Annotated in this window: 16 protein-coding genes; 7 read left to right on the top strand and 9 right to left on the bottom strand. The window is 42.6% G+C overall.

The features are described 5' to 3' along the window. Nucleotides 1-34: 34 nt before the first annotated feature. The 8 genes from NG55_RS15495 to sdsA form a co-directional block, all read right to left on the bottom strand. Nucleotides 35-478: a YbjQ family protein gene (locus NG55_RS15495; RefSeq protein ID WP_023271571.1), complete on the bottom strand. Its 444-nt coding sequence runs from the start codon at nucleotides 476-478 to the stop codon at nucleotides 35-37. 8 nt (nucleotides 479-486) lie between these two features. Next, nucleotides 487-837, bottom strand: a complete 351-nt coding sequence (locus tag NG55_RS15490) for a YbjQ family protein (protein ID WP_005227055.1) — start codon at nucleotides 835-837, stop codon at nucleotides 487-489. 108 nt (nucleotides 838-945) lie between these two features. Continuing rightward, nucleotides 946-2409, bottom strand: coding sequence for a multidrug efflux RND transporter AdeIJK outer membrane channel subunit AdeK (gene adeK / locus NG55_RS15485; RefSeq protein WP_016541363.1), 1464 nt, complete (start codon nucleotides 2407-2409; stop codon nucleotides 946-948). 5 nt (nucleotides 2410-2414) lie between these two features. Next, complete coding sequence (adeJ, locus tag NG55_RS15480; protein WP_065343733.1) at nucleotides 2415-5588, bottom strand: multidrug efflux RND transporter permease subunit AdeJ; 3174 nt, start codon at nucleotides 5586-5588, stop codon at nucleotides 2415-2417. Nucleotides 5589-5600: 12 nt separating this feature from the next. Continuing rightward, complete coding sequence (locus NG55_RS15475) at nucleotides 5601-6851, bottom strand: efflux RND transporter periplasmic adaptor subunit (protein ID WP_065343732.1); 1251 nt, start codon at nucleotides 6849-6851, stop codon at nucleotides 5601-5603. Continuing rightward, the gene (locus NG55_RS15470; RefSeq protein ID WP_016541361.1) at nucleotides 6838-7488 is read right to left on the bottom strand and encodes a phosphatase PAP2 family protein; all 651 of its coding nucleotides are present in this window, start codon (nucleotides 7486-7488) and stop codon (nucleotides 6838-6840) included. The genes NG55_RS15475 and NG55_RS15470 overlap by 14 nt, the downstream gene beginning before the upstream one ends. 604 nt (nucleotides 7489-8092) lie before the next feature. Next, nucleotides 8093-10141 carry a site-specific recombinase gene (locus NG55_RS15465; protein WP_016541360.1) on the bottom strand — a complete coding sequence of 683 codons (2049 nt, stop codon included), beginning with the start codon at nucleotides 10139-10141 and terminating at the stop codon, nucleotides 8093-8095. Between the two features lie 14 nt (nucleotides 10142-10155). Further along, nucleotides 10156-11133 (bottom strand): All-trans-nonaprenyl-diphosphate synthase, encoded by a 978-nt coding sequence (gene sdsA / locus NG55_RS15460; protein ID WP_016541359.1) that lies wholly within the window; start codon nucleotides 11131-11133, stop codon nucleotides 10156-10158. Between the two features lie 445 nt (nucleotides 11134-11578). On the opposite strand from sdsA, the gene rplU reads away from it, so the two are divergent. Together rplU and rpmA are read left to right on the top strand one after the other, a co-directional pair. Then, nucleotides 11579-11890: a 50S ribosomal protein L21 gene (gene rplU, locus NG55_RS15455; RefSeq protein WP_065343731.1), complete on the top strand. Its 312-nt coding sequence runs from the start codon at nucleotides 11579-11581 to the stop codon at nucleotides 11888-11890. A gap of 18 nt (nucleotides 11891-11908) precedes the next feature. Next, entirely contained in the window at nucleotides 11909-12163 is a 255-nt protein-coding gene (rpmA, locus tag NG55_RS15450) for a 50S ribosomal protein L27 (protein WP_004640422.1), read from the top strand. 68 nt (nucleotides 12164-12231) lie between these two features. Here rpmA and NG55_RS15445 read toward each other — a convergent pair whose 3' ends face one another. Continuing rightward, a complete protein-coding gene (locus tag NG55_RS15445; protein WP_065343730.1) occupies nucleotides 12232-13101 on the bottom strand; it encodes a pirin family protein in 870 nt (289 codons plus the stop codon). Between the two features lie 291 nt (nucleotides 13102-13392). Here NG55_RS15445 and lolA point away from each other — a divergent pair, with 291 nt between their 5' ends. The 5 genes from lolA to NG55_RS15420 all read left to right on the top strand — a co-directional run bounded on the left by lolA (nucleotide 13393) and on the right by NG55_RS15420 (nucleotide 18526). Further along, nucleotides 13393-14091 carry an outer membrane lipoprotein periplasmic chaperone LolA gene (gene lolA / locus NG55_RS15440; protein ID WP_016541357.1) on the top strand — a complete coding sequence of 233 codons (699 nt, stop codon included), beginning with the start codon at nucleotides 13393-13395 and terminating at the stop codon, nucleotides 14089-14091. Between the two features lie 122 nt (nucleotides 14092-14213). Further along, a complete protein-coding gene (locus NG55_RS15435) occupies nucleotides 14214-14978 on the top strand; it encodes an RsiV family protein (RefSeq protein ID WP_065343729.1) in 765 nt (254 codons plus the stop codon). Between the two features lie 118 nt (nucleotides 14979-15096). Then, on the top strand, nucleotides 15097-16368 hold the full coding sequence (gene serS, locus NG55_RS15430; RefSeq protein ID WP_005205904.1) for a serine--tRNA ligase: 1272 nt from the start codon (nucleotides 15097-15099) through the stop codon (nucleotides 16366-16368). Between the two features lie 67 nt (nucleotides 16369-16435). Continuing rightward, a complete protein-coding gene (gene cysG / locus NG55_RS15425) occupies nucleotides 16436-17812 on the top strand; it encodes a siroheme synthase CysG (RefSeq protein ID WP_065343728.1) in 1377 nt (458 codons plus the stop codon). 9 nt (nucleotides 17813-17821) lie between these two features. Beyond that, nucleotides 17822-18526 carry a hypothetical protein gene (locus NG55_RS15420; RefSeq protein ID WP_065343727.1) on the top strand — a complete coding sequence of 235 codons (705 nt, stop codon included), beginning with the start codon at nucleotides 17822-17824 and terminating at the stop codon, nucleotides 18524-18526. Nucleotides 18527-18543: the final 17 nt, after the last annotated feature.

Here is an 18543-nt window from a genome sequence, read left to right as displayed (position 1 = left end):
GGTAATACAGTAATTCCCCAATAGGCTACTGTCATCAATGTGAAGCGTTTACGATGGCAGTTCCATAGGCAAATACTTCAACCATACCACCTTGCATACCCAATTCAGTGGTGCTGAGTCGAACCCCCATAATCTGATTGGCACCCATAGCATGGGCTTCCTGCTTGAGTCGAATCACAGCTTCACGACGCGCACGTTCCACCACACTTTCATAGCTGACCAAACGCCCACCAAAGAAGTTGCGAATGGTTGCCAATACATATTTAAAATAATCGTGTGAGATCACCACATTACTGCTGACCATGTGTCCATGTGCAGAGGTTTTGACAAAGCGATTGGTATCAATCCGAATATGCGCCAATTGCTTTTCTTTCTGGTCCAGTTCGCGCAAGTGTTTTTGCTCGATATGACGACCAAAACCCCAACCGACTGAGAATAGGATCAGAAACAGGACGATCTGAAAAATGAATCCATCCATGGTTTTGCCTATGCGCCAAATGGATCTGGGAGCTTAGGGGCAACCGGTTGCACCACCACTGCTGTGCCGTAGACAAATAATTCTGATGCGCCTTGTGCAATATTTGAAGTCGAGAAACGTATCCCGACAATGGCATTGGCGCCTAAAGCTTTGGCCTTATCAATCATCCGTTGAGTCGCTTCTTGGCGAGATTCTTCAAGCAGTTCGGTATAACCCGTCAACTCACCACCGACAATATTCTTTAAGCCTGCCATCAAATCACGGCCGACATGTTTACTACGAACGGTGCTGCCATACACCACATCAAGTTGACGTAAAATTTCATGCCCGGGTACAGACTCTAAACTGCTCAATAACATTGTCTTTTCTAAATCTTCAATCTATTCAGTTTGAAGATAAGAAATATTCGCAAGGGTTGCAACAAAAAAGCTCACCGAAGTGAGCTTTTTTATCCGCAAAAGATGAAATTATTTTTTTGCGTAATGTTGTTCTGAACTTGATGGCTGATGCGTTACCGTTTCACTGGTAGACGCTTTGAGGCCGCCACCTAAGGTTTTGTACAGTTCAACTTGGTTGTTAAGGTTTGCTTGTTGAAGCAACAATAAACCTTGTTCAGCTGAATAAGCAGAACGCTGTGCATCCAATACGGTTAAATAGCTATCAATACCTGCACGGAAGCGGGCGTTTGAAAGTTTATATGTGGTATTGGTCGCATCAACCAAACGACGTTGCGCTGTTAAACGGTCACCAATATTGGCACGTGTTGCCAAAGCATCATTCACTTCACGGAAAGCAGACTGAACTGACTTTTCATAGTTAGCCAATGCAATTTTCTGATCGGTTTCAGAGATTTTGATGTTCGCTTTACGTGTACCCCAGTCAAAAATTGGGATATTCAGGCTTGGACCAATAGACCATACACCATTGCCTGCTTTGAACAGATCGCTCAAGTCAGTTGATGCATAACCCGCAGAACCAGTTAAGCTAATCGTTGGGAACAGTTGAGCTTTAGCCGCCCCAATATTCGCACCTGCAGCACTTAACTGGTATTCAGATGCTTTCACATCTGGGCGGTTGTTGAGCAAGTCACTTGGTAAACCAGCACTAAACACGCTTTGTTGGGTAATACGCGCTACTTGTTGTTGTGGTAACAGATTTTGTGGCACTTGCTGACCAACAAGCAAGTTCAACAAGTTTTGTGCTTGAGCAACTTGAGTTTTGTAGTTCGCAACATCATTACGTGCTGTTTCAACCGAAATTTGTGCTTGGCGCACAGGGATTTCGCTATCAATACCCACATCAAAACGTTTCTTGTTCAAGTTAAACGAGTCTTGTTGAGCTTTCAGCGTTTGATCCGCAAGTTTCAATTGTGCGTTCGCGTATGAGTAGTTCAACCAGGCTTGAGTGACTTGGCTGATCAAGCTGATCTGCGTTGCATCGCGTGAGCTTTGCGTTGCAAGATAACTATCTAAAGCTGCATCTTTCAAGCTACGTACACGACCCCAGAAATCCAACTCATATGAAGTTAGGCCTAAACCGACTTGATAGGTTGAATATGGGTTATTTGGATCACGAGTAGGGGTCACTTGACGAACCGCACTACCACTTGCGCCAATCGTTGGTAACTGATTGTTTTCCGAGATTTGGTATTGCTGTTGTGCTTTTTGGATATTCAAAGCCGCAGTACGTAAATCACGGTTATTGGCAAGCGCCAGATCAATCACTTGCAGCAAACGTTGGTCAGCAAAGAAATCTTTGTAACCTTGTTCTGCGATTGATGTTCCAGAAGCATTGCCGTAAGACGCGAAGCTTTCAGGAACATCTGAGCTTACCACAGGCTCTGGCCCGCGCATGCTTTGGCAGGCAGCCAAAGACAGCGCGAGGGCAGAGATTGCAATGCCACGACTGGAAATAGACCATACAGTTTGCATCACGATCAATGCTCCTGAGTATTTAAAGTTTTAGGTTTGTACTTAAAGATACTACGAATCCACACGAAGAATACAGGGATGAAGAAAATACCTAAAAGTGTTGAAGAAATTACACCACCAAGTACACCATAACCGACCGAGTGTTGGCTACCTGCGCCAGCACCGCTTGCTAGGGCGAGCGGTAAAACACCGAAACCGAATGCAAGTGTAGTCATGATAATTGGACGTAAACGCATTTTGGCAGCATGTAATGTTGCTTCAAAGAGTTCTTCGCCTTGTTCCTGTAATTCTTTCGCAAATTCGACGATCAAAATCGCATTCTTCGCGGATAGACCAATTACGGCAACAATTGCAACCTGGAAGTAAATGTTAAAGGACAAGTTTGGATCACCTTTAATCAGCATACCTAACCATGTCAAGGCAAATGCACCGACGATACCTAAAGGTACAACCAGCAATACCGAAACAGGTACAGACCAGCTTTCATAGAGTGCAGCAAGACACAGGAATACGATTAATAATGAAAGAACAAGAAGAGGTGCTGTTTGGCTACCAGAATCACGTTCTTCTAAAGATAAACCTGTCCATTCATAGTCGAAACCAGTTAAGCCCATAGAAGGTAACTTACCAATGATTTCTTCCATTGCCAACATTGCATCACCAGAACTGACACCCGGTGCAGGCGTACCTTGAATGTTAACAGATGATACGCCGTTATAACGCTCTAGACGTGGTGAACCATAGGTCCATTCACCTTTGGCAAAGCCAGAGAAAGGAACCATTTCGCCTTTGTTGTTACGCACATACCACTTGTTCAAGTCTTCAGGCATCATGCGGGTATCCGCTTCACCTTGGACATAAACTTTCTTCACACGACCACGGTCAACGAAGTCATTGATATATGAACCACCCCAAGCCATGCTCATAGTGCTGTTAATATCGGCAATACTGACACCCATTGCACCTGCTTGCGCTTGATCAATGGTGATCTGGTACTGTGGTGTATCTTCTTGACCATTTGGACGTACACCCGCAAGACGTTTGTCTTGTGATGCCATACCTAAAATCGCATTACGAGCAGCAATGAGTTTTTCATGCCCTTGACCGCTGGCATCTTTTAACTGGATATCGAAACCAGAAGCGACACCCAATTCAGGCATTGCGGGTAACTGCAATGGCATGATGTAAGACGCATCTTTCACAATCATGTTCAATGCCATACCACGTTGAATGATGGCACCGATTTGTGATTCTGGTGTCGTACGCTCACTCCAGTCTTTTAATTTAATAAAGGCAAGACCAGCGTTTTGACCCACCCCTGTGAATGAGAAACCAGCAACTGTAAAGATTGACTCTACATTTTCTTTTTCCTTATTCAAGAAATAGCCTGTCATGGTATCGATGACTTTGTCGGTTCGTTCCAAGCTCGCGCTCGGTGGTAACTGAACCAGTGTCATCACCACACCTTGGTCTTCTTCTGGTAAGAATGAAGATGGCAAAACTTTATAAATGCCAACCAAAGCGGCAATCACAACAATATAAAGTACCCCAGAGAATAACTTGTGGTGGGTCATACGATTGACGCCGCCTTGATATTTCTCTGAAAGTTTTTCAAAGCTACGGTTAAACCAGCGGAAGAAACGCGCGAAAATATTGTTGCTTTCCTGCTTGTTTGGATCGTGCTGTTTTAACAAGGTTGCACACAGGGCAGGGGTAAAGGTAAGTGCTACGATCAATGACAAGATCATCGCAGTAACCAGCGTGATCGAGAATTGACGATAAATTACCCCAGTGGTTCCACTAAAGAACGCCATTGGTACGAATACCGCTGTTAATACGCTGGTAATACCGACTAAGGCACCCGAAATCTGACTCATTGACTTTTCAGTCGCAGGGACCGGTTCAAGATGCTCTTCCTGCATCACCCGTTCAACGTTCTCGACGACAACGATGGCGTCATCGACCAATAGACCGATGGCCAGTACCATTGCAAACATGGTGAGGGTGTTGATTGAGAAGCCGAAGATATTAATCACGGCAAATGTACCCAACACAACCACAGGAACTGCCAATGTTGGAATAATCGTTGCGCGCCAGTTCTGTAAGAACAAGAACATTACGATAAATACCAAGACAACCGCTTCAATGAGCGTGTGCACAACACTTTCAATCGAAAGACGAATAAATGGTGTGGTGTCATAGGCTAGCTTGTCTTTTAAACCGCTCGGATAGTTATGACGTAACTCAGATAAACGTTTTTCAACCGCAGCAGCAGTATCCAATGCGTTGGCACCTGTTGCCAGTTTGATTGCGACACCACCTGCAGGTTTACCATTGAACTTTGAGTCAAATTGATAGTTATCTGAACCGAGTTCGACACGTGCAACATCACCCAAACGAACTTGTGCACCACCTGAGGTATTTTTCAGGAAGATGTTTTTAAACTGTTCAGGGGTTTGCAACATGGTTTGTGCATTTACCGTTGCGTTAAGAACTTGGCCTGCAGTTGATGGCGCACCACCGAGCTGACCCACCGCAACTTGCGAGTTTTGTGCACGAATAGCAGTTGCAACATCATTTGGCGTCAAGTTAAAGCTAGTCAGCTTTGCTGGATCTAACCAGATACGCATTGCATATGAACCACCAAATACTTGGAGTTCACCTACACCTGCCACACGACTCAGTGGCTCAGAAATATTTGAGTTCACATAGTCTTTAATGTCAGAAGCAGAAAGGCTGTTATCTGGCGAATAAAATGCAATAACTTGTAAGAAGCTTGCACCAGACTTCGTCACTTTTACACCTTGACGTTGTACGTCAGCAGGTAACAGTGCTGTAGCTGATTGCAGTTTGTTTTGAACTTGTACTTGGGCGATATCTGGATCGACACCTTGTGCGAAGTTCAAGTTAATTGATGCTTGACCATTACCCGCACTATTCGATGAAATGTAACGTAAACCATCCAAACCATTCATTTGTTGTTCAATGATTTGGGTGACCGTATTTTCAACGGTTTGCGCAGAAGCCCCAGGATAAGTTGCAGAAATTGTTACCGTGGGGGGGGCAATTGTCGGATATTGTGCAACTGGCATTTTTGTGAGCGTGATAATACCCGCCAACATAATGACCAGTGCGATCACCCAAGCGAAAATTGGGCGATGGATAAAAAATTGAGCCATGCAATCTACCCCTTAAGCTTCTGAAGTTGCTTTTTGTTCAGCTTTTGGTGAATTGGCTTGTTTTTGTTCAGCAGCTTTTGGTGCTGCATTTTGACCTTCAGCTGCTTTTGGTTGGTAAGGTTTAGCAGACACTTCTTGTCCTTCTTTAACCTTGGCAACACCATCAACAACAACCTTATCACCAGCCTGTAAGCCTTCAGTTACAATCCAGTCCTGACCTTTCACACCCACTGTTTTAATTGGGCGTGTTTCAATTGCACCTTTAGCATTGACCACCAATGCAATTGCTTGGCCTGTAGGTAAACGAGATACCGCTGCTTGAGGAATCAGATATGCATTTGGTAAAACACCTTGCGAGATTTTAGCCGTTGCATACATTCCTGGTAATAACAGGTGGTTTGGATTCGAGAAGACTGCACGTAGGGTTACAGTACCTGTATCTGGATTCACGCTTGCGTCAGAGAAAGCAAGTTGGCCTTCGACTGGGTATTCAGACCCATCTTCCAGTGTGATTTTGACACGGGTATTGTTACTGTTATTTAAACTGCCTTTGCTGAGTTGCTGGCGTAAACGCAATAATTCAGCACTTGATTGGTTGATATCAACATAGATTGGATCAAGTTGTTGAATCGTGACCAATGGATCAGCTTGGTTTGCAGTTACCAAAGCACCAGGCGTCACCGAAGAACGGCTAGATTGACCTGAGATTGGTGCGCGAACGGTTGAGTAACCTAGTGTAATTTCAGCATTTTTTAATGCAGCTTCAGACGCAGCCACATCAGCTTCAGCCAATTTTACTTGAGCATTGATATCGTCATATTCTTGTTTAGAAACCGCATTGGTTCCAACCAATTGACGATAACGACCTTCTTTCACGCGTAATGCATTTAAGTTTGCTTGTTGACGCAATAAGGTTGCACGAGCATTGTCTGCTGTTGCACGGTTAGTATTTGCATCAATTTGATAAAGTGCTTGACCTGCTTGAACGTAGCTACCTTCAGCAAATAAACGTTTTAGAATCACGCCACCTGTTTGCGGGCGCACTTCAGAAACTTGATATGCAGAGGTTCGTCCTGACAGTTCGACGTTTTGTTCAACGCTTTGTGGTTGAGCAACAATGACACCAACTTCTGGAGGTGGCATTTTTTGAGCAGCAGCAGCTTGCTGTGCATCTTTAGGATCTTTGCTACAACCAACAAGCGCAATGCTTGTTGCTAATGCGCAAGCAGTGAGGGCAGGAGCCCAAAGCTTAGCCGACATCATTATTCCACCTCAATTTAGATTTTTTATCTAAAAACAAATTATTGCTGAAAGTGCTTTGATACAGCCCAAACCAAAGCAAGGAAGTCCAAATCAACCCAATTCCCCAACCGGCAAGTACGTCAGTTGGGTAGTGAACCCCCGCATAAACTCTAGATATCCCCATGAAGATAAACCATAAAGTAGATACTAAAATGACACTGGTGCGATATTTGTGTTGTTGACACAACAACATGGCTAAACTCGCAAGGGTTGCAGCATAAAGGCTATGGGCACTTGGGAAGGATGCACCATAACTTTGAACCAAGTGATAAAACTCCATTGGTCTTGGCCGATCAATGCTCCATTTCAGAAGCCAACCAATCACAATGCTGCCGATCACACTTAAAGCGATAAAGGTCACATTCTTATAATTTTTAATCCAAGTTTGGTAAAGACACAAAAATGTAGTTAAAAATAGTAAAAAAGGCATCCCGCCAAGTAGAGAGAGCAGAACTGTCACATGATTAAGCGTAAATGAACGGTGCTCAAAAAAAACTTGAACACTAAAAAGGTCTAAAGTTGATGTGTTGGAAAGAACTAATCCAATCACACCGAATCCTAAAAAAAAGCAACCAATACAAAGCAATAGGTACGGCATGCGCTACTCATTATTTGCTTAACCATTATTCAGGGTTGTTGAGTGTTTGAAAGTGTACTCGCGAGTACACTTTTGGTCAAGTCTTGAAATTTTATGATAATTTCATTTTGATGTTTTTTTAAGACTTAGTAAAAAAACATAACAAAATTTGATGTATATCTCACTTTTAATTGAATCTATGCCTATCATGAAAAGTACTTTTTTAAGCTGTTTTCTCAACAGCCTAAGCCATTCTCTAGATTGCAAATTTACTTTGCATCACCTCGTTTGACTCAAGCAGCCTAAACTGTATTTATGTAGGCAATATTCAGCTCAGTGCAATATTCAAAAAGTAAAAGATCAAGATTGAATAAGTTGTTTTACATGGTTTTAGCAGTAAGTTTTAGAGTGCAGATGCATAATTGAGATCTCTCATTCAATTCGAGATACTTATAGACTGGCGTCATAGTATCTCCTAGTAAAAGGGATACCATGGCGGAGAAGTAATCTATTCAATCATAGACGCAGGGAATACCAACCCATTTAAACTATTTTTGGTGACTTGATTATACGCAAAAATAGTTCAAATGTTAGACTTGTACTTTGTCGTTTTTTCTGTACAAAGCTAGTGTGCAGATGGGGTGTTCTTAGTCTGTTCTTCCACTTCAACAGGTTGTTTAGGTGGCCAGAAAAAATCGCTTGGTCGGGTCAGGAAGTGAGTCGTTACCAACTTTGCGAGAGGCTTCCATTGTGCAAAACGGACACGGCGGGCGCGTAAAGCAACAATAATGGTGAGGGTGAAGCTGACAAATAAGTTGGTTAATCCAATCAGCATCACACCAAGGAATGACACTAAAATTAAACCAATGTCAGGCCCACCAATGGTCATTAAACCTTGGATGAAGTTGGCAGAGGCGAAGGCAATATGACGGATATCTAAAGGTAAACCGAGAATAAATCCAATCGTGCCCATACTGCCCAGCATGATTCCAAACAAGAAGTTACCCGCCAAGGCGCCGAGATTGGTCTCGATATAACCCGCGAATTTATCTAAGCGTTGTTGTCCCATCCAGCGTTTTAAGCGTCGATGCTGTTTTAAACGTGGACCGACTTTACGATAAACTGCCAAGTTATCGAAATAACCTGCAATCAAGCCAGAGAAAAACAAACATACACCCGCAATTGCGGCATGTGGAACTGCCAATGACGTAAAGGGGTTGAGGCTATGTAGCAATGCGGCAGATTTGGCGTGATTGAGCAGTGGCTCACCAAGATTGTATTGCCACAAAAAGGTAATCAGTGCTGCGGTTGGAATTGCAATCGAGATATTCCCTAAAATTGCAATGAACTGGGTTCGGATAATATTAATAATCAATGCGGCCAGTTCTGCAATTTGTGCGGTCTTGCTGCCTTTTTGCTGCTGTACGGTTGACGCCAACGCCGCTGCAGTCATGGCAGGTTGTTTGGTCGCCACGGTAAAGTGCAATACATGGATCAGCATAAAACCAAGCGCATAGTTCATGCTGTATAAAAAGGCATGACCAAATGGAGCCAAGACCAAACGCGCCGTTAAAATTTTCAGCGTTGCCATGGTGGCAATGATCGCACCAGCACCTGCAGCTGCTTTATACATGCCAAAGAAGCCTGATTTGTCGGTACTTACATAATGCTCACCTGTTTTACTGGCATTTTCGGTGACCTGTAAGGCAATCAGCTCACTGGTTGAAGTCAATAAGTGGCGGACACTTTTCTCATTATAATGCGCTTTGGTTAAGTCAGTGATTAACTCACCTAATGCCGTGTAACGGGCATCATTTTTGCTGGCTAATAGGGTCAGTAGCAGTTCAATCCGATCAATTGCCTGTTCTAACAGCGATAATAAATAGGTGAGGCTGATACTAACGCCAATCCGCTTGGTGGCACGGCGAATTTTGAGCACCACTTCACGGCATTGATCCAGCATCACAAAGGCTTGCGATGCATCTGGTGGTGGTAAAACCACAACCGCATCTTGATCATCAATCTGTTTTTTATATTTCTCGATGAACTCTACGATTTCACGATTTTGCACCAGAAAAGGTGATTCATATTCGGTAATTTCAGGTTGCGCATTAATAAATTCAGGGTAGAGGCCGATACCACTAATCCGATAGGACAATACCGTAATCGCTTTAATTAGCTCATTTTTTGAAATTTGTTTTTCTGTGGTATTGCTTTGACTTTCACCTAATAGATTAAATAGGGTAATCCAGTCCTGATTCTCAATCAGATCGAGCCATTCACTGTCATTTTCTTGGTGAAAGACTTTTCCAATTAGGGTTTTAAGCTGTTGACCATCTTCGACTAAAGGGAGGAAGTGCGCGCCCAGACGTTGTCCCAACTGGTTCCAAAATCCATCCAGCGAAAGAATCCCGCTGTCAGCATATAAGCTTAACTGTTTATATTGGCTGATGAGCTTAAGTAAAAAGTTTTGCAGTAAGATGGCTGACGTTGGAGTCAGTAATAAGATTTTGATTAGCGCATGGATACGCTGTTTAACTTCATCCGCATCATTTGGATTTTTGGGACGGATCCGATTGACCAGTTCAATCAGCAGTTGTTCGTCAAGAACAGCTTGAGGTTGGTCAAGCTGTTCCTGCATTTTTAAAAAAAGATCAGATAAGGTTAAATGCATAGGCAGTCAAAAAATTATTGTAGTCGATGTAAAGCCATTAAGGTCAAATTGATTAGTGCTTGGCGATATTCATTATCTGGCAGCGCTTTCAACGCTTCTAAAGCGGCATCCGTTTCCTGTTGGGCACGTTTTTGACAGTAATCTAGGCCACCCGAGTGATGAACAATTTCAATCACTTTATCTAAATGCTCAACACCACCTGTTGCAATACTGCGACGAATGATTTGGTGTTCCTCGCCAGTTGAATGAGCTAATGCAGAAATTAACGGTAAAGTCGGTTTCCCTTCCATTAAATCATCACCAATATTTTTACCTAATGTTTCAGCATCAGAGGTGTAATCTAAAATATCGTCGATAATTTGGAAGGCATTGCCAAAATGACCTGCGAAGCGACGCAAAGGTTCACGGTATTCTTCTGTTCCAGCTAAAATGGCGGCGCCTTCGGTGGCGAGTTCAAATAAGCGGGAAGTTTTACCATGGATAATTCTTAAATAGGTTTCTTCTGTGGTCTCTGGTTGGTGCTGCGATTGAAGCTGTAAGACTTCGCCTTCTGCAATTTCACAAGTCCCAGTCGAGAAATCTTTTAATAAGGTCATATTATTTAAATCGACCAATAAATCAAAAGCTCTTGAAATTAGGAAATCACCGACCAAAACCGCAGTTTGATTGTTCCATGTTGCATTTGCGGTTGGACGACCACGGCGCAAACTTGATTCATCGACCACATCGTCATGCACCAAGGTTGCAGTATGCAGCATTTCAATGACTGCCGCCAAATGCTGTGCCTGCTGCATATCGGCGAGTCCACAAGCTCGCGCTGCCAATAAACACATAATCGGACGCATGCGTTTTCCGCCTGCTTCAACCACGTGTTTGCTGACACTCATGACGAGGCCCACTTTTGAGCTAATTCCTTCATTAATGAGGCGATCCATCGCAGCAAAATCTGTCGCAACAGGGGAGAGAATGTCTTGCTTAAAATCGATAACCATATGAAGAAAAACCTCGTATAGGTGGGTAATGTTGCCAAGTGTATCAATTTATCTATAACTAAACAGTTATACAGACTGTGTAATCTGCTATTTAAGACACGATGAAGAGTTTTTTGGTCTTAATTTAGACAGAAAAGAGGTTTCCCACCACATACCATTACTTTAATTATGGCTTTTAAAAAACACAGTTTGTTATTGTTACAACTTATTTTCAGAAATGTATTTCAAATTTTGATCAGAATCAATCGAAAATCCGTCATCAATCTAATTGATTTTGCTTAAAAATCCAAGCAAGTTATCGATATACATGTGTTTATGTAAAATCACTTGTCGTTTGATCAATTTTCACTTAAAATTTGTCCCCTTGTATAACCCCAGTGGCGTTCGTCTTAAGATCGATATGTCCCTTTATCGGCACGACGACACGGGCAAGTTGGAGTACATTATGTACGCAGTAATCCAAAGCGGTGGTAAACAGCACCGTGTTGTTGAGGGTGAAACCCTTAAAGTAGAATTATTGAAAGCTGAAACTGGCGCGACTATTACGTTTGATGACGTATTAATGGTTGTTAACGGTGACAACATTCAAATCGGTGCTCCAGTTGTAGCTGGCGCAAAAGTAACTGCAGAAGTAGTTAGCCATGGTCGTCACGACAAAATCCGCATCATCAAAATGCGTCGTCGTAAACACTATCGTAAACAACAAGGTCACCGTCAATGGTTTACCGAGTTGAAAATTACTGGTATCGCAGGCTAATACGAGGAGTAAATAGACATGGCAACTAAAAAAGCCGGTGGATCGACGAAGAACGGTCGTGATTCGAATCCTAAGATGTTAGGTGTTAAAGTTTACGGTGGTCAAACTGTAACTGCTGGTAACATCATCGTTCGTCAACGTGGTACAGAGTTCCACGCTGGTGCAAATGTTGGTATGGGTCGTGACCATACTTTATTTGCTACTGCTGACGGCGTAGTAAAATTTGAAGTGAAAGGTCAATTTGGCCGTCGCTATGTAACTGTTGAAGCTTAAGTTTTAATAGTTCGAGAAAACCCGCTTTTAGCGGGTTTTTTTATGCATATAAGTTTTTGCATTGTGGTTTAGTCTGAAGGTTTTCCAAAGTTTCCTGTTTTTAAATCTTCATAAGCCTGTAAAATTTGCTCATAACTGTTCATCACAAAAAAGCCATGCCCATTGATTGGCTCTTGCAAGGGCGGCGCAGATAAAAATAACAGATCACTATCTTCTAATGCGGTAATCGCAACATCAGTATCAAAGCTGGACAACACCGCTAAGGCCTGTTCTTCCAATGTGTCTTCATGTTCGGTGAATTGAAGCTTGCCTTTACGTAAATAAATTAAAGTCGTGTCCCCATGCTGAGCAGGGAGTGTCAGTTGATGAGCTTTATTTAGATGAACATCAAAGACATTCATTGGGCTAAAGGTTTGGGCGATCCCTTGAATATTTTGAAACTGTCCAGCCACAATCCGGACATAGCCTGCATTCTGTTCGAGAGGTATTTTTGGGATCGTATTCTTTAATAGACTTTGATAACGAGGTGCAGACATTTTGTCTTTTGCAGGAAGGTTAATCCACAATTGCAGCATTTCAAAGTATCCACCACGCTCACGAAAAGCAGGGCTAAAATGTTCGGTATGCTGAATGCCAGAAGCTGCTGTCATCCATTGCACATCACCTTGTCCGATGATTCCACCTTGCCCCGTAGAGTCTTGGTGTTGTAACTCACCCGAAAACACAAAGGTCACTGTTTCAAAGCCGCGGTGTGGATGCTCATTCACACCTTTTTTCGTGCTTTTGGGTGCCAAGCGTCCTGGCCCTAGATGATCCAATAATAAAAACGGTGAGGTGGTATTCCCCAGTTCCTGATACGAAAAGACTGAAAGGGCGGGATAAAAATCGCCAATCGCAAATCGCGTGTCATTCCGGTGGATAAAGGCAAGACTTTTCATGAATGATGCTGGTTAAAATCATTGGCTTTTAGCTTAGCAAATGCTGGTGATTCGTCTAGATTCACGCTGAGCAATAATTTTCCCTGATCAGACATTGACGGATGTAGTTGGTGAATGGTCGAAAAGTTAATTTTCGTTCTTACAATCTCTACATAAAGGCTGCAACTTCATACATAATGCAGAACTTTGCGACACGAATTACACAAAACCGTTGCTTTTCTTCATTTTTTTAATGATCAAAAACAGTAAGATGTCGTCATACCAGTAGAAATCTGATAGAAGGTTGTTTTTATGAATTTCGTAAAAAAAATGGCTTATGCTGCAACGTTAAGTGCAATGACACTTGCTCCTGTTGTGAGTAGTCAGGTCTTCGCTGCACCTGTTGCTGCATCGGCTCAGCAAGCGACCACCAGTTTGGTTCAACAGTTATCTGGCTTGCAACGATTCACCGCAGATTTTGAACAAAGCACAAAAGTAGCAAACAGTAATAAAGCAGTACAAAAAAAAGGTTTAACTGCTCAACACATGAATCAGACCTTTAAAGGAACAATGAAAGTTGAGCGTCCTGGGAAATTTTATTGGGAAACCACCAGTCCAGCCAAACAAACCATCGTGACTACGGGTAAAGTGGTGTGGATTTATGATCCAGACTTGCAGCAAGCCGTGCGTCAAAGCTTAGATGATCAAATTGCCAATACGCCAGCATTATTGTTATCGGGCAATACCAACCAGATCATGCAGTCTTATCGTGTGACTCAACCGGATCGCAGCAAGCTGTATTACACTTTATATCCTAAGCAAGAAGATGGGGCATTCCAGAGTTTAACCATTAGTTTTGGCGGCAATAAAGCGCCGAATTTGATGGTATTACAAGACTCTTTGGGGCAAACCACTTATGTGCGTTTCAATAATATTAAAGTGAATCAGGCGATTCCAGCATCAGTGTTTAATTTCACACCGCCTAAAGGCACCGATATTATTGATCAGTAACTCTCCGCTTGACTTGAAAAGCCGCACATGTTGCGGCTTTTTTGATATGAAGTTTGGATACATTTTTTAATTTCATCTTGGGGCAAGGCTTTGTATAGTGAAGAAAAACATCAGAGACTTGCATGACGATGAAACCTTCACAATTATCAAAAATTATTCCACTGCTCCCCATTCTGACGGTTGTTGCATTAGCAGGTTGCCAACCTAAAAAAGACAGCACTGCGACCACTGAAAAAGTCGATATTCCGTTGATTCATGCAAAAGTGGTGACGGTTAAAATTCCAAAGCAGAAAGTCTGTTTGGAGGATGGCTGTACCAGCTATGATTTACAAACGGTAGAAACCAATCAGAAATGGATTGATGAATATTTCGTAAATCGGATGAAAAAGGCCGAGCCGAATGCGTTTTCCAATATTGCAGACCAGAAAGTAAAAGTCCCTGCGGACGAAGCATCGCAAAGCGAAAGCAGTACCTATGTCCGCTTTGTGGGGCAAAACTATAATCTAGCCACTTTTGCAATCCAGACTTATTCTTATTCTGCGGGGGCGGCACATGGCATGTCACATCAAGAGTTTGTGAATTTTGACTTGAGTAATAAAAAACATATCACGGTCAGTGAATTGCTCAAACCTGATATGAATACCAAACTGCGCGATGAACTATATGCATCCAATCAAAACTGGCTCGAAGACCACAGCATTAAAAAAGAACAATTACAGGTCAGTGATAACTATTACTATGGGGTAAATGGCATCGTATTTGTTTATCCGCTGTATGAATTGGCATCTTATGCGGAAGGCATGAGTGAGTTGACCTTGCCGTACTATGCAGCCAAACAGTTTGTGAAGGCTGAATATTTACCAAGTTTGCCAAAAGATCCGAACTAGTTCTTCTCCAGCATCTACATCTTAGATGTAGATGCTGAGACTTTGTTGCCAATCGCTGTATTTTTTTAGGTTAAAGCCTTACACTATAGCCAGTTTTTTTCTCTATTCATGATTGATTATGATCGACCCAAAATTACTTAGAAATAATATCGAAGCAGTCAATGCTGCTTTGGCAAAACGTGGTATTCAGCTAAATGTGCAAGAGTGGGCTGATTTAGAAGCTCGCCGTAAAGATTTGCAATCCAAAGCTGAAAACTTGCAAGCTGAGCGTAATGCGGGAGCGAAACAAGTCGGTCAAATCAAAAAATCGGGTGGAGATGCTTCTGAAATCATGGCGCGTATGGCGGCCATTGGTGATGAGATCAAAGCTGCGGAAGTGGCTTTGGCTGAGTTGCAAGCTGAGCTTGAACAAAAATCATTGGCGATTCCAAACTTGCCAGATGAATCTGTTCCCTTTGGTAAAGATGAAAGCGATAACCTTGAAATCTTAAAGTGGGGTACACCACGTCAGTTTGATTTCGAGATCAAAGATCATACCGATCTTGGTGAAATGATGGGTGGTCTGGAGTTTGAAACGGCGACCAAATTAACAGGTTCACGTTTCAGTGTCTTGAAAGGACCTTTGGCGCGTTTACAACGTGCTTTAGCCCAGTTCATGTTGGATACGCACACGCTTAAAAATGGCTATACCGAAGCTTATGTGCCGTATTTGGTCAATGCAGACAGCTTACGTGGTACAGGTCAATTGCCTAAGTTTGAAGAAGACTTATTCAAACTTCAGGGTGAAAAAGAGTATTACTTGATTCCAACTGCTGAAGTGCCAGTGACCAACTTCGTTCGTGACGAAATTATTGATGCGGATCGTTTGCCACTGAAATATTCTGCACATACGCCATGTTTCCGTAGCGAAGCAGGTTCTTATGGCCGTGATACCCGTGGTTTGATTCGCCAACACCAATTCGATAAGGTCGAAATGGTGCAAATCGTAAAACCAGAGCACTCTATGCAGGCACTTGAAGAGTTGACTGCACACGCAGAGGGCATTTTGCAGGCATTGGGCTTACCGTACCGTAAGATTTTGCTCTGTGGTGGTGACATGGGCTTCGGTGCGGTTAAAACCTATGACCTAGAAGTTTGGGTGCCAAGCCAAGATACTTATCGTGAAATCTCAAGCTGCTCAAATGTGGGCGATTTCCAAGCACGTCGTATGAAAGCACGCTACCGTGTTGATCAGAAGAAGATCGAATTGGTGCATACCTTGAATGGTTCAGGTTTGGCAGTTGGTCGTACCTTGCTTGCGGTGATGGAAAACTATCAACGCGCTGATGGTTCAATCGAGATTCCAGAAGTTTTACGTCCATATATGGGCGGTGTTAGCTACATCGACTAAACTGTGCATCGATTTTGTGCATAGTTTTTGCTTGAGCTCAATCAGATTGAAAATATAGAGGCGTCACGTGGAAATTTTCCCAATCTCTTTAAAGTTGCAGCAGCAACGTTGTCTGATTGTGGGGGGGGGGCATATTGCCTACCGTAAAGCAAACCTGCTCGTCAAAGCTGGTGCAATTGTGGATGTGATTGCACCAGATATCCTTCCCGAATTAGACCAACTGATTGAACAATCGGCAGGGCAATATATTCAAGCGCCTTTTTCTGAAACGGTTCTGGCAACAGCTTATCGCTTAGTGATTGCTGCCACAGATCGGCCTGAAGTCAATAAAAGCGTATTTGAACAGTGTGAACAGCGTAATCTGTTGGTCAACAGTGTCGATGATATTCCGCATTGCCGCTTTATGGTGCCTGCGATTATTGATCGCTCACCGCTGGTGATTTCAGTAGCTTCCAATGGCGCATCACCCGTGTTATCCAGACAGTTGCGCACTCAGATCGAAACTCTTGTGCCACATGGTATGGGTAAATTGGCTGAGTTTTCAGGTCAGTGGCGTAAGCAAGTGAAAGCCAAAATTGCCAATCCAGATGAGCGCCGTATCTTCTGGGAAAACCTGTATGCTAGTCCGCTGAAAGAACAGGTTTTCAATGACAATATTGATGTAGCCAATGATCTGATTGAGCAGGCTTTAACAGAATGGACCGCACCGAAAGGTGAGGTATATTTGGTTGGAGCAGGGCCGGGCGATCCAGAACTACTGACTTTAAAAGCTTTGCGTCTAATGCAACAAGCCGATGTGGTGATTTATGACCGCTTGGTGTCTGCACCCATCTTGGAATTGTGTCGCCGTGATGCTGAAAAGATTTATGTGGGTAAAGCCCGTTCTAATCATTCGGTTCCACAAGATGGCATCAATGCCTTATTGGTGGAATATGCACAGCAAGGTAAACGTGTTTGCCGTTTAAAAGGTGGCGATCCCTTTATCTTTGGCCGTGGTGGAGAGGAAATTCAAGAATTGGTGGAAGCCAATGTGACTTTCCAAGTTGTTCCGGGTATTACCGCAGCTTCAGGTTGTTCTGCCTATGCAGGTATTCCACTGACGCATCGTGATTATGCGCAAAGTGTACGTTTCCTGACAGGTCATTTAAAAGAAGGCTCACCTGAGCTACCTTGGAATGAACTGGTTTATGAGAACCAGACTTTGGTGTTATATATGGGCTTGGTTGGTCTGGAACGCATTTGTGAGCAATTGATTGCACATGGTCAGCGTCCAACGATGCCTGTGGCCTTAATTTCTAAAGGTACCACCCCTGATCAGAAAGTGGTGGTGGGTACATTGGCAGACATCGCAACCAAAGTATCTGAACATCAGATCGTAGCGCCAACTTTAACCATTATTGGTGAAGTGGTCAGTCTACGTGAACAGTTAAAATGGTCTATGTAGGATAAGATCATGGCGTTCTATTTAGCTGGTTATCATCTCATTCAATTGAAATCAGCTAATCTATTTAAGGACGTGCCATCTAGAATTTTTACATGTAGTTCTTGTATAAATGATCATCTTGTTGATCGTTGGTCATATTCTTGGGTATTAAAAACGCAAGACGAAATTCAGGAAATAAAATCCAAACTTAGTTTAACGAATGAACAATTCCATTTACTTGAAAATTGGGTAAATGACTTACATCAGAAGAATTTGCTAGGTTGGGCTAATGTCTTTCAGGATATTCAGACCGCAACCCAATATAAAGAAAGATTTTTTAAAAATCATGCTGATATTTATTTGCTATCTCTTTATGTAGATGGTGATTATAGGAGTGATATTTTAGAGATTTTTGCTTCAAGTTCTGAACATGTTGGCGAAATTGGTATCTATCAGTGTTTAAAAAAAGGCATTAGAGAAGATTGCATCCCAGATGAAAAGCTTTTGGGATATGACTATATTGGCTTGGAAGTAAGTGGTGATTTTCATAGTTTTCACTGCCATGATCTTTCTAAAAATTTAGTTGAAAAATTTGATTTAACTTTAAATGAATTTGGGTTGTTTGAAGAGCCCTCAAAAAGCGATCAAATTGAAGCATTTTTAAATGATAATCCGAATGGATTTGAGGCGGTTCCTTGGGGGATTGCCAAAGTAAAATTGGTTAATTCTTGGTAAAATATTTAAGATTTATC

Source organism: Acinetobacter gyllenbergii (assembly GCF_001682515.1).
GTDB classification, from domain to species: domain Bacteria; phylum Pseudomonadota; class Gammaproteobacteria; order Pseudomonadales; family Moraxellaceae; genus Acinetobacter; species Acinetobacter gyllenbergii.
Note: the sequence above shows the minus strand (reverse complement) of the source record. Positions and strands in the feature narration are given on the sequence as shown.

Excerpts from the sequence above, each read along its gene's own strand:
- adeJ (WP_065343733.1), bottom strand. The coding sequence starts at position 5,588 with ATGGCTCAATTTTTTATCCATCGCCCAATTTTCGCTTGGGTGATCGCA.
- NG55_RS15445 (WP_065343730.1), bottom strand. The coding sequence starts at position 13,101 with ATGAAAAGTCTTGCCTTTATCCACCGGAATGACACGCGATTTGCGATT.
- NG55_RS15420 (WP_065343727.1), top strand. The coding sequence starts at position 17,822 with ATGGCGTTCTATTTAGCTGGTTATCATCTCATTCAATTGAAATCAGCT.
- adeK (WP_016541363.1), bottom strand. The coding sequence starts at position 2,409 with ATGCAAACTGTATGGTCTATTTCCAGTCGTGGCATTGCAATCTCTGCC.
- rpmA (WP_004640422.1), top strand. The coding sequence starts at position 11,909 with ATGGCAACTAAAAAAGCCGGTGGATCGACGAAGAACGGTCGTGATTCG.
- sdsA (WP_016541359.1), bottom strand. The coding sequence starts at position 11,133 with ATGGTTATCGATTTTAAGCAAGACATTCTCTCCCCTGTTGCGACAGAT.
- rplU (WP_065343731.1), top strand. The coding sequence starts at position 11,579 with ATGTACGCAGTAATCCAAAGCGGTGGTAAACAGCACCGTGTTGTTGAG.
- NG55_RS15490 (WP_005227055.1), bottom strand. The coding sequence starts at position 837 with ATGTTATTGAGCAGTTTAGAGTCTGTACCCGGGCATGAAATTTTACGT.
- NG55_RS15465 (WP_016541360.1), bottom strand. The coding sequence starts at position 10,141 with ATGCATTTAACCTTATCTGATCTTTTTTTAAAAATGCAGGAACAGCTT.
- NG55_RS15470 (WP_016541361.1), bottom strand. The coding sequence starts at position 7,488 with ATGCCGTACCTATTGCTTTGTATTGGTTGCTTTTTTTTAGGATTCGGT.
- NG55_RS15495 (WP_023271571.1), bottom strand. The coding sequence starts at position 478 with ATGGATGGATTCATTTTTCAGATCGTCCTGTTTCTGATCCTATTCTCA.
- lolA (WP_016541357.1), top strand. The coding sequence starts at position 13,393 with ATGAATTTCGTAAAAAAAATGGCTTATGCTGCAACGTTAAGTGCAATG.
- NG55_RS15475 (WP_065343732.1), bottom strand. The coding sequence starts at position 6,851 with ATGATGTCGGCTAAGCTTTGGGCTCCTGCCCTCACTGCTTGCGCATTA.
- NG55_RS15435 (WP_065343729.1), top strand. The coding sequence starts at position 14,214 with ATGACGATGAAACCTTCACAATTATCAAAAATTATTCCACTGCTCCCC.
- serS (WP_005205904.1), top strand. The coding sequence starts at position 15,097 with ATGATCGACCCAAAATTACTTAGAAATAATATCGAAGCAGTCAATGCT.